Annotated in this window: 11 protein-coding genes; 2 read left to right on the top strand and 9 right to left on the bottom strand. The window is 72.2% G+C overall.

Annotated elements, in window-relative coordinates; translation table 11 throughout:
* The first annotated feature begins 174 nt into the window (after window positions 1–174).
* Entirely contained in the window at window positions 175–1,296 is a 1,122-nt protein-coding gene (locus tag VF330_RS39490; protein ID WP_330856866.1) for a glycosyltransferase, read from the top strand.
* Between the two features lie 92 nt (window positions 1,297–1,388).
* Here VF330_RS39490 and VF330_RS39485 read toward each other — a convergent pair whose 3' ends face one another.
* The 7 genes from VF330_RS39485 to VF330_RS39455 form a co-directional block, all read right to left on the bottom strand.
* Complete coding sequence (locus VF330_RS39485) at window positions 1,389–2,615, bottom strand: glycosyltransferase (protein WP_330856865.1); 1,227 nt, start codon at window positions 2,613–2,615, stop codon at window positions 1,389–1,391.
* Window positions 2,612–3,526, bottom strand: a complete 915-nt coding sequence (locus VF330_RS39480) for a DUF3152 domain-containing protein (RefSeq protein ID WP_330856864.1) — start codon at window positions 3,524–3,526, stop codon at window positions 2,612–2,614. Before VF330_RS39480 ends, VF330_RS39485 begins: the two co-directional genes overlap by 4 nt.
* 13 nt (window positions 3,527–3,539) lie before the next feature.
* Window positions 3,540–4,250 carry a hypothetical protein gene (locus tag VF330_RS39475; RefSeq protein WP_330856863.1) on the bottom strand — a complete coding sequence of 237 codons (711 nt, stop codon included), beginning with the start codon at window positions 4,248–4,250 and terminating at the stop codon, window positions 3,540–3,542.
* Window positions 4,250–4,867 (bottom strand): hypothetical protein, encoded by a 618-nt coding sequence (locus VF330_RS39470; RefSeq protein ID WP_330856862.1) that lies wholly within the window; start codon window positions 4,865–4,867, stop codon window positions 4,250–4,252. The genes VF330_RS39475 and VF330_RS39470 overlap by 1 nt, the downstream gene beginning before the upstream one ends.
* A 197-nt stretch (window positions 4,868–5,064) precedes the next feature.
* Window positions 5,065–5,595 carry a hypothetical protein gene (locus VF330_RS39465; protein ID WP_330856861.1) on the bottom strand — a complete coding sequence of 177 codons (531 nt, stop codon included), beginning with the start codon at window positions 5,593–5,595 and terminating at the stop codon, window positions 5,065–5,067.
* 70 nt (window positions 5,596–5,665) lie between these two features.
* On the bottom strand, window positions 5,666–6,064 hold the full coding sequence (locus tag VF330_RS39460; protein ID WP_330856860.1) for a hypothetical protein: 399 nt from the start codon (window positions 6,062–6,064) through the stop codon (window positions 5,666–5,668).
* Window positions 6,065–6,067: 3 nt separating this feature from the next.
* On the bottom strand, window positions 6,068–6,871 hold the full coding sequence (locus VF330_RS39455; protein WP_330856859.1) for a lysozyme: 804 nt from the start codon (window positions 6,869–6,871) through the stop codon (window positions 6,068–6,070).
* Window positions 6,872–7,086: 215 nt separating this feature from the next.
* On the opposite strand from VF330_RS39455, the gene VF330_RS39450 reads away from it, so the two are divergent.
* Complete coding sequence (locus VF330_RS39450) at window positions 7,087–9,306, top strand: transglycosylase domain-containing protein (RefSeq protein ID WP_330856858.1); 2,220 nt, start codon at window positions 7,087–7,089, stop codon at window positions 9,304–9,306.
* 53 nt (window positions 9,307–9,359) lie between these two features.
* Here the strand turns inward: VF330_RS39450 and VF330_RS39445 are convergent, their stop codons facing one another.
* Window positions 9,360–9,734, bottom strand: coding sequence for a nuclear transport factor 2 family protein (locus tag VF330_RS39445; RefSeq protein ID WP_330856857.1), 375 nt, complete (start codon window positions 9,732–9,734; stop codon window positions 9,360–9,362).
* On the bottom strand, window positions 9,731–11,149 hold a 1,419-nt coding region (locus tag VF330_RS39440), incomplete at its 5' end, for an alpha/beta fold hydrolase (RefSeq protein ID WP_330856856.1). The genes VF330_RS39445 and VF330_RS39440, both read right to left, overlap by 4 nt.

Here is an 11,149-nt window from a genome sequence, read left to right as displayed (position 1 = left end):
TCCCGAGGAGGCCGGACGGCCGAACCGCAGGTCGGTGACACCGCAAGCATTTCCCGCGCAGGTCAGCGCTTGTCCACCTCGGCAGCAGGCAATACGGTCGACCACTCATCACCGGAATGGTCGAGTTGAGCCGGCAGCTCGGAATCACCCGAGACCGAGGATGCAACCAGGCGAATGCAAATTGCAATGGTGTCCGTACAGGCATGTCCGCTCATTGGGAGCGCGGGACAGAGTGCGCACGTGGCGGAGCTGTGCGCGGGATTGAGCGCCGCGGGTCACGACGTGGTCGTGTACACCCGGCGCGACGATTCCACATCGCCGGAAAACGTCGCCGGCACCGCGGGTTACGACGTCGTGCGCGTTCCCGCCGGCCCTGCCAGACCGCTCGCCGAGGACGAGCTGGTGGCGCACCTCGGCGACTTCGCCGAGCACCTCGCGGAGCAGTGGCGCACCCGGCGCCCGGACGTCGTGCACACGCACCACTGGACGTCCGGGCTGGTGTCGGTGATCAGCGCGCACCGGCTGCGGATCCCGGTGGTGCACTCGTACCACGGGTTCGGCGAGACCGACGTCGAGCACCGCGCCGAGGCCGAGCCCCTCATCGCGCGGGAGGCGGCGTGGATCGTCGCGACCAGCACCGCCGAGGCCGCGCGGCTGTGGCAGCTCGGTGTGCGCCGGACGCAGGTGTCCGTGGTGCCGGGCGGGGTGGACGCGGCGCTCTTCCGCCCGAAGGGGCCCGTCGACTTCCACGACGGCCGGATGCGCGTGGTCGTGACCGGCGACCTGTTCCCCGACAGCGCCTCCGCCGCCGTCAGTGCCGCCCTGTCCACAGTGGACAACGTGCAGCTGCTGGGCTGTGGTGAGGTCGCGCGGGCGGACCGGCCGGCGGTGCTGAGATCGGCCGACGTCGTGCTGTGCGCGCCACCGGCCGAGAAGTACGGCACCGCGGCACTGGAGGCGATGGCCTGCGGTGTCCCCGTCGTGGCCACGGCGGTCGGGGCGCTGAGCGACGTCGTGGTCCCGGAGGTGACCGGTGTGCTGGTGCAGCCCCACGACGTCCGGCGGCTGGCACGGGCGTTGAAGGTGCTGCTCGAGGACGAGACGCTGCGCGACCAGTTCGGCATCGCCGGCCGCGACCGCGTGCTCGGCCGGTACTCGCGCCGGCGGCTCGCCCGCGAGGTGGTGGCGGTGTACGAGCGCGCGAGGTCGGGGACCGCCGGTGTCCCGGGAGGTGCGGGACGGCCCAGCCGCTACGAGGTCGCCCGTGCCGCGGAGAGACGAGCCGGCGGGAGGTGACGCGGGCGGCGGGTTCGTCCTGGAAACCCGCCGCCCGCTCCCGTCGTCGCCGGTGAGGGGCCCGGCGACGGGCTCAGCGGCCGCCGGTCACGTCACCCCGTCCCCTCCTCACCGGCGAGCGCCCGGCGCAGCCGCGCGTACGCCTGAGCCGGCGCCCGCTGGGCCGTGATCACCTCGGGGCCGGTGGCCCGCTGGTACGCCCTGACGACGTCGTGCGCCACGCGGTCCCACGCGTACCGGATGCGCACGCGGTCCTGGGCCGCCGCGCCCAGCTCCTGGCGCCGCACCTCGTCACCGAGGAGCGCGCGCAGCGCCCGTGCCAGCGGCGTGGGGTTGTGCGGTGGCACGTGCAGGCCGGTCACCTGGTGCACCACGGACTCGGCGAGGCCGCCGACCGCCGACGCGACCACCGGCACGCCGCAGGCCATCGCCTCCAGCGGCACGAGCCCGAACGACGGAGTGCGCTGCGGGCACGCCACGACGTCGGAGGACCGGATCAGCGCGGGCATCTCCGCGTGCGGCACGCGGCCGAGGAAGCTGACCCTGTCGGCGACGGCGTGCCGGGCGGCCAGCTCGGACAGGCGCGCGTACTCCGCGTTCCCGGACAGCAGGCGGCGGTCGGGGCCGCCGACGACCACGAGCTCGGTCCAGCTCACCACGGTGAGCGCGACGATGAGGTCGTCGATGCCGTCGTCCGGCGTCAGGTCGCCGGCGGCGAGGACGCGGAGCCTGCCGGTGCGCGCCGTCGCGGGACCGGTCGGCGTGAACGTGCCGGTGTCGACTCCCCAGGGCACCACGGAGATCCGCGACCGGCGCACGCCCAGCCGGGACAGCTCGTCCGCCTCCTCGCCGGAGGTGACGACCACACCGGTCGCGCCGCGGCCCACCAGGCGCTCGATCTCGGCGGAGTCTCCGCCCGCGACGCCGTGGAAGCTCTGCACGACGGGGATCGCGGTGCGGCGCGCGCTGAGCACGGCGGCCAGGCCGGAGGTCCAGTGGTGGGCGTGGATGACGTCGGGGGCGTCGGCCGACCAGCGGGAGCAGAGGAACCGCGAGAACTCGCCGATGTGGGGCACGACCTCGTCCTGGCCGAGCCGCTCCGCCGGTCCGGCCGGGACGTGCACGACCTCGAAGCCCTCGTCGACCCGGAACCGGCCGGGCAGGCGGCGGTCGGTGCGGCGGGTGTAGACGACCACCTCGTGGCCGAGCCGGTGCAGCTCCTGCGACAGCTTGGCGACGTGCCAGCGCCGGCCGACGGCGCCCGGTTCGTGCAGTGCGGTCAAGGGGTTGTCCTGCAACGAGATCATCGCGATCTTCACCTGGTCACCTCCGGGTGGGGCCACGGGTTGGCGGTGCACGTCCTGCCGTCACGGGGAACGGCGGGACCCTGGGGGGTGGCGGCGGTGATCCTGGCCAGCTCGTCGTTGGAGACGGAGAACGTCTGCTGCATCATCACGGGCGCGGGGGCGCCGTCGGCGGGGCAGAACTCGTGGCCGTGGCCGAGGAAGTGCCCGATCTCGTGGTTGACCACGTACCTGCGGTAGCCCTCCAGGTCGCCGCCGAACGACTCGGCGCCGCGGAACCACCTGGGCGCGCTGACGTAGACGACTCCCCCGGCGTAGCAGGAGGTGTCGTACGGCAGCTCGTACCCGCAGATGGACCGCGCGGTCTCCGTCGCGGTGAGCCGGATCCGCACGTCCGGCTCCTCCACGTCCACGCGGCGGAAGGCGATGCCGCCCCCCGCGGTCCAGCCGCGCCGGTCCGCGAGAGCCGCGTCGACCGTCGCCGCGAACGACTGGTGCGCGTTCGGCAGCACCGCTCCCTGCTCGACCTCGACGGAGTAGGTGTGCACGCGGCCGGTGCCGAACTGGGCCGTCGTGCCCGCGATGGTGCGCCACCAGCCCTCGCCCTGTGCGCGCACCGGAACGCCCGGCGGCAGCTCGGGTCCGGGACCCCGCCGGGTCGCGGCCTGGGGCGACACCGCGGCGGGCTTCTCCGCACTGGCGGGCGACGTGGCGGACGGGGCCGGGGATGGCGCGGGAGAGGCGGCGGAGGAGGACGGCGGCGGTGCGGACGACCCCGGCACCGAGATGCTCGCCACCGCCGGGGGCAGCGGCTGCGCGACGTCCTGCCCCGCCGGTTCGGGCGCGGGCCAGGTCTTCAGCAGGCCGATCGTCACGCCGGCCAGCATCGCGGCGAAGACGTACAGGACGATTCTGCCGACGGACATGTTGTCTCCCCTGTCACGAACAGCTGAACAGCACCGGGCAGGCCGCCTCGTGCAGCGCCGCCCTCGCCGCCGGTTGCAGGCCTTCCGCGGGGCCGCGTTCCCGGCCGGACACCACGAGCAGGTCGGTGGGGAACAGGCGCGCCTCCTCCCGCACGGACCTGGCCTCGCGCACGAGCTCGACGATCACGCCGGGGCAGGCGGCGTGCACCACGTCGGCGATCGCGTCGGGCAGGTCGCGCACCGCCCAGTACGGCCGGGCCAGCACCCGCATCCGGGTGGCCCGGCGTGCGCGGCACAGAGCGACCGCGCGGCGCAGGACACCCTCCGCCCCAACGGGATCGATCAGCGCGGTCACCACGCCGAAACACCCGGACAGCGCGGCGGGCACACCGCCGACGACCACCACGTCGTGCCGATCACGGCCCGCGAGAGGTGGTGCGGCGAGTGCGGAGGACCGCGACACCACCAGGAGGTTGCTCTCCTGCCACGGAGCCACGTCGTCGAGGTGTTCCCAGTGGACGGACAACGACGGCAGCTCCGCGAGGACCTCCGCGACATCGGCGGGCACGGCGTCGTGCTCCGAGGCGACCCGCAGGACCAGGCGGAGGCCGAGCGCCTCGGCGCACCCGGCCGCCCACCGGACTCCGGCGGGGCCGCAGTCCTGGACGTCGACCACCACGCGGGTGGCCTCGACGCCGACGGGTTCCGGTGCGAGGGCGGTCATCAGGCCACGCTCGGCGTGTCTTCGGCGATCTCCCCGGCCTCGACCGGCACGAGCTCGGCCTGCCGGGGCGCGGGCAGCTCCGGCGTCGTGTCGATCTCCGCGCACCACTGGTCGAGCAGCTGCTGCCGTTCGGTCAGGTCGGCGAGCAGGGCGCGGGACTGCTCCAGGGCCTCGCCGACGATCTCGCGGGCCCGCCGGCTCGCCTCGGCCAGGCGGCGCTGGGTCTCCTGCTCGGTCTCGTCGAGGAGGCGGGCCTGCCGGACGGCGGCCTCCTCCGCCTGGCTGACGGCCTGCTGGGTGCGGGCACGCGCCTCGGCCTCGATGTCCTCCGCTTTGCGCCGCGCGACGTGCATGAGATATCGGATGCAGCCGGAGACGGCGTTGTCCTTGCTGTGGCCCGCGTGGATCATCCGGTACTCGGCGAGCTCGGAGCGGGCTTCCTCCAGGTGCGCGGCCAGGTCCTCCGCCCTGGCGAGGGCGGCGTCGCGGTCGGCGCACGCGGTCTCCAGCAGCGACTCCAGCCGCGCGTACTCCTCGTCGACCTGGTTGCGGTCGTAGCCGAGCCAGCGGGTCCTGAACGCGGATGGGCCCTCGTCCAGGAGTTCGTCGAAATCCATTGCCCGTGTCCTTTCCTGAACGTGGGCGGAGGTGTCGAAGCTGGCAGTACCCGTGCGATTCCCGATCAGTCATCGAGTACCGGGTAAGCACCTTTTCCAGTGAATTCCTCACGGACTGTCATCGGGGCGACAAAACGACGCCAAAACGACGCGGGCGCACCGAACCCGAGTTCGGCGCGCCCGCGTGGTGGCTTCGATCAGCCCCGCTCACTCCTCAGAAAACCGATGTACGACTCGGCGGCGACGCGGGCGCGTTCCCGCAGAGCCTGCGGATCCGTCGCGGCAGCGGCTTTCAGCCCCTCGCAGCTCGCCATGAGCACGTCCGGCCCGAGCGTGTTCATGGCCATGCCGGGCAGTTCGTCCCGCACGCAGCGGGTGGTGCGGCCGACGGCGGCGGGACTGCAGTAGTCGTCCGGCGAATAGCACTTCTCGGCAACGCGGTCGAGAAGGGGCTTTCCGCGTTCGTAGATCTGTTCCATTCCTCCGAGGCCCGCCACCGCTTCCGGGAGGACGACGTCCTTGAGCTGCGCCACGTCCGCCTGCCGTGTTCCAGGTTGGAGCTGTGCGGCGCAGACGCGGGACAGGAACTCCTCGCGCGTGATCTTCGCGAGCGTCCCGACGGTGTCGCTGAGGTTTCCGAGGCACGCGACCGCGTTGGCGGCGGTGGGGGCGAGCACCAGCGGAATGGCGGTGAGCAACGCGGCCAGCGCGGTGGTCCTCGTTTTCATGTCGTCCTCCTGGAATGCGGGTCGAGCGGTCGACCGGCTGGTACCCGCGTGGTCGCGGACCAGGCCGGGGTCACGGAGATGAACCGCATCGAGTGACGGTGAAGACGTGTTCCACCTTGGCGTCCAGCAGCAGCGGGGTCGCGTTGCGGACGCGGGCGAGCAGCGTGTGGCTTCCTTCGGTGAGGCGGAAGTCCCGCAGCGTCAACCGGTTCCGGTCGCGGCGCGTGGCGACCGCGGAGTCGTCGAGGAGGACCTCCACCTGGTCGAGGACCTCCGGGTCGTCCGCCGTGACGCTGATGTCCGGCACGTCCGCCTCCGCCAGGACCGCACCGTCCTCGACGCCCTCGACGGTGAGGCCCGCGTGTTCGATGTGGACGAACGAGCCGATCACCACGGTCGCCGACACGGCGAACACCGCGGCGAGGAAGACGAGCAGGACGAGCTCCGCCCTGCGGGCCGGGGCGAGCACCGGTCATCCCGATGCCAGGGCGGCCAGCCGGTCGGCGCCGCCGTTGAACACGTTCTGGTCGATCGGGGACGACGTGTACTGCCAGATCGTGTGGAAGGGCCACTGGAACGGCATCGGTCCCACGCCGGCCGCGTACCGGGCGAGCCACAACGGGTTCGTGGAGCTGAAGTCGCCGGCGCGGCCGGTGCACCGGTCCCACCACTGCGTGGAGGTGTAGATCACCGGCCAGCGCCCGGTGAGCCCGTGGTAGGTGTCGCTGAAGCCGCGGATCCAGCCGACCATCGCGCCGGCGGTCATGCCGTAGCAGGTCTCGCCGTACGGGTTGTACTCGATGTCGAGCGTGCCCGGCAGCGTCCGGCCGTCCTTGGACCAGCCGCCGCCGTTGGCCACGAAGAACCGCGCCTGGGTGGCGCCGTCGGACCTGTCCGGCAGGGCGAAGTGGTAGGAGCCCCTGGTCATGCCGACGCCCGCGGACCCGTTGTACTGCTGGGTGAAGTTCGGGTTCCGGTAGTTGGTGCCCTCGGTGGCCTTGACGTAGGCGAAGCGCTTTCCCGAGCGCCACCAGTGTCCCCAGTCGACGGCGCCCTGGTGGCTGCTGACGTCGATGCCGTCGACCCTCCCCACCTCCAGGCCCGGTGGGCTCAGCAGCATCTCCCCCGTCCCCTCGTGCTTGGCGATCTGCGAACCCGCGGAGTGGTCCTCCGAGCCTTCCTCCGCCTCGGCGGTGACCGGGCCCAGAGCGCTCACGACCAACGCGATCGCAGCGGAGCTGATGACGAGACGGCCGGCACGTGAGCGCGTCAGCATTGGGTTTCCTCCCCGTGCGTGAATGGTTCTGCTGGCCAGCTACCCGTCGCGGGAACGGAAAAACCGGACACCGATTTGTTGACACGACGGGGTGATGAGGGCGGTGTTCCCGCACTCCAGGTGACGGAATCCCGGTGGGGGTTCATTCGATGAGGTCGCCTGATCGCCGCTTCGGCGGGTAACCGTCGAAAGCCGCTTGAGGAGGGGAGTCCACCTTGGACCGCAAGAAGATCTCGCGCTGCGTGCCGAAGCTGACCGGCTACTGCCTGCTCGCCGGCCTCCTCGTCGCCGGGCTCCTCCTTCCCGTGACGGTGTCGCTGGGCGCTTTCTCCAACAAGCTCAGCGACCAGGTGAAGTCGACGCTGGCGATGATGCTCAAGACCGAACCGCCGTTGATGACGACGGTGACGGACAGGGACGGCGCGCCCATCGCGCACCTGTACGACCAGTACCGGGTGCGGACGCCACCGGACAGGATCTCGCCGCACATGAAGGACGCGTTGCTGGCGATCGAGGACCGCCGGTTCCACGACCACCACGGCGTCGACTGGTTCGCGACCCTGAGGGCGTTGGCGCGCAACAACTCCAGCGGCGAGGTGCAGCAGGGCGCGTCCACGCTCACCCAGCAGTACGTGAAGAACTACCTCGTGCACGTGGTCGCCCGCAACGACAAGGGCGCCCAGGGCGCCGCGCAGGAGCAGAGCATCAGCCGCAAGCTGCGCGAGGCGCGCCTCGCGGTCGGCCTGGAGACGGCGCTGGACAAGGAGGAGATCCTCAGCCGTTACCTCGACCTGGTGCCGTTCGGCTCGACGATCTTCGGCGTCGCCGCCGCCGCGCAGGCGTACTTCGAGACGACGCCGGACAAGCTGACCGTCACGCAGGCCGCGACGCTCGCGGGCATGGTGAACAGCCCCACCGCCCTGGACCCCGAGGCGCGGCCGGACAAGGCGGTCGAGCGCCGCAACCTGGTGATCGACGCGATGGTCGTGGACGGGAAGCTGTCGCAGGAGGAAGCGGACCGCCACAAGGCCGCGCCGCTCGGCCTCAGCGAACCCGTCCGTCCACTTCAGACCGGCTGCGTCGGCGCCGGGACGTCGTACGGGTTCTTCTGCTCGTTCCTGGTGCAGCACCTGCAGGAGCTGGGCTTCACCCTCGACGAGCTGAAGGTCGGCGGCTATCGGATCGAGACCACGCTCGACCCGAAGATCACCGACTACGCCAAGCAGGCCGTCGAGGCGCAGGCGCCGAAGAACACGCCCGGCGTGGCGAACACGATGGCCGTCGTGCGGCCCGGCAAGGACCGGCACGAGGTCGTGGCGCTGGTGGCCAACCGCGACTACGGCCTGGACAAGGAGAAGTTCCAGACCCAGTTCGACCTGCCCAGCGGGGTGGAGAACAAGTTCGGCACCGGGTCGGTCTACAAGGTCTTCACCACCGCCGCCGCCCTGGAGAAGGGCATCGGCGTCGACACGGTCATCCCCTCCCCCAACACCTACACGTCGAAGGTCTTCAAGGGCGGCGCCACGTCCTGCCCGCCCACCGGCGAGCCGAACACCCACTGGTACTGCCTGGCCAACCACAACACCAACTACCCGCCGCAGATGCCGTTGCGGCAGGCGCTCGCCACCTCCCCCAACACGGCGTTCGTGATCCTGGAGGAGAAGGCGGGGCTGGACGCGGTGGTGGACATGGCCTCGCGGCTGGGCATGCGCAGGACGATGGCCACGAACATCGCGGGCACGACACCGGACCCGCAGGGCGACAGGGAGCTCCGCGTCTCCCAGACCGAGTACTACAAGGCGAACGGCAACGCGTCGTTCACCCTCGGCCCGGCGCCGTCGAGCACCCTGGAACTGGCGAACGTCGCGGCGACGGTCATCAGCGGCGGCACGTGGTGCGAGCCCACGCCGGTGCGCAGGGTCCTCGACCACGACGGCAACCCCGTCGAGCTGAAGCAGCCGCCGTGCGAGCAGGCCGTGCCGGAAGCCCTGGCGAACGCGCTCGCGAACGGCCTCAGCGAGGACAGCAAGGGCATGGGCACCGCGGCCTACACCGCGCGCAAGGCGGGCTGGACGCGGCCGATGATGGGCAAGACCGGCACGACCGAGGAGTACAAGTCCGCCGCTTACCTGGGCGCGACGCCGGACTACGCCGGCGCCGTCCAGGTGTTCAACGACAGCACGTCGCCCCAGGGCATCTGCGTCGGCGCCGGACCGCCCCGGTTGTGCTCCGAGGGCAACATCTACGGCGGCACCGTCCCCGCGGCGACGTGGTTCGACACGATGACGAAGGTCCACGCGGACCTGCCGGAGAAGCCGCTGCCGCCGGTCGAGGAACGCTACCTGCGCGGTGACGGGCGGATGAAGCTGCCAGTCACCAGCGCTCCGGCTCCCGCGGCGCGGACTCCGGACCCCCTGGCCCCGGCGCCCCGGTGACGCCCACCGACCTGTGCCCGCCGGCGTCGACCGTCGGCGGGCACGGGTCGGGGTCACACCAGCGGTGCGAAGAAGAACGTGTCGCGGCGGGAGAAGTGGCCGTCCGCGGCGAACTCGAAGAAGTCCGAGAACCTCAGGTCCACGTTGCGGCCGTCGTGCAGGACGCCCGCGAACGTCCCGTAGACGGCGACCTCCTCCTCGCCCTCCACGACCTTCTCGACGGTGTGGCGGCCCTCGCGGATCACGCGGGCGCCGCCGTAGAAGGCGCTCATCTCCTGGTGGCCGACCATGGGCTCGTAGCCGGGGCGGCGGTAGGTGGCGTCCTGGCTGAACATCGAGACCAGGCCCGCCACGTCGCCGGCGTCGACGAGCTCGTAGTAGCGGTGGACGGAGGTGACGTGGGCGGTGGTCTGCAGCGTGGCGGTCATGAGCGGTGCTCCTCACGGGACAGGTGGGCGGACAGGACGGCGCCGATGGACGCCAGGGGTGTCGCGGCGGTCAGGCCGCCGTGGGTGCTGTCGACCCGGTGGACCTCGACGTGGCCGGTGATGTGCGGCAGCCACGAGTCCGGGGTCGGGTCGGCCGGGGTTTTTCCTTGCACGGCGTGGAAGATGTGCGCGTCGGCCGCCAGGGGTGCCGGGCGGTGGACGTTGTGGAGGTTCACGTTCGACGCGAACACCTCGGGCAGCGCGGCCTGGGTGAAGCCCGCGAGCGGACCGGCGTGCGCGCGGACGACCTCGTCGAACTCGGCGCGTGAGCGGACCGGCCGGTCCAGCTCGTAGCCGAGGGACTCCAGCAGCGGGGTGAGCAGGTCCGGGTCGTCGGGTGAGACCGGCTCGGCCACCTCGGTCTCGGGGTAGCCGTCCAGCAGCGCGAGCATCCCGACGTCGGACGGGGGCAGCAGCAGCGCCATCGCGTGGGCGACCACCGCGCCGAACGACCAGCCGAGCAGGTGGTACGGCCCCTCCGGGCGGACGGCGCGGATCTGGTCCAGGTAGTCGGCGGCCATCTCCTCGACCGTCCGCGGCATCGCCGACGGGTCGGTGAGCCCGCGCGCCTGGAGCGCGTAGACCGGGCGGCGCGGGTCGAGGTGCGGCAGCAGGCCGAAGTACTCCCAGCCGATGCCGGCGCCGGGATGGACGCAGAACACCGGTGCGAGGTCGCCGCCCGTGCGCAACGGGATCAGCACGTCGAGCGGGTCGCCCGCGGCCGCGGTGCCCAGCCGGTCGGCCAGGCCCGCCGGGGTGGGCGCGTCGAACAGCAGCCGCAGCTCCGGCCGCACGCCCAGTTCCGCGCGGATCCGCGACACGAGCTTGGCCGCCAGCAGCGAGTGCCCGCCGAGGTCGAAGAACCCGTCGTCCGGTCCGACCGAGTCCAGGCCGAGCACCTCGGCGAACAACGCGCAGAGCGTCGCCTCCAGCGGCGTGGCGGGTGGCCGTGCCTCGGCGAACACCCGGTCCGGTGCGGGCAACGCGCGCCGGTCCAGCTTGTCGTTGGGGGTCAACGGCAGGGCGGGCAGCACGACGAACGCCTCGGGGACCATGTACCGGGGCAGGAACCCGGCCAGCCGGCGTCGCACGGCCGCCGCGTCGACGCCGTCCGGTGCGACGAGGTAGGCGACCAGCCGGTCGTCGCGGACGACCACGGCCGCCTGGCCGATCTCGGGCAGGCCGCACAGCGCCGCCTCGACCTCGCCGGTCTCGATCCGCAGGCCGCGCAGCTGCACCTGCTGGTCGGCGCGGCCGTGGAACGCGAGCCGCCCGTCGGGGAGCCAGCGGACGAGGTCGCCGGTGCGGTACATCCGGCCGCCCTCGGGGCAGGCGACGAACCGGGTCGCGGTCAG

The sequence above is a fragment of the Lentzea sp. genome (assembly GCF_036380075.1).
Lineage (GTDB): Bacteria > Actinomycetota > Actinomycetes > Mycobacteriales > Pseudonocardiaceae > Lentzea.
The sequence above is the reverse complement of the archived record's forward strand: the minus strand, read 5'-3'. Positions and strand labels throughout refer to the sequence as shown.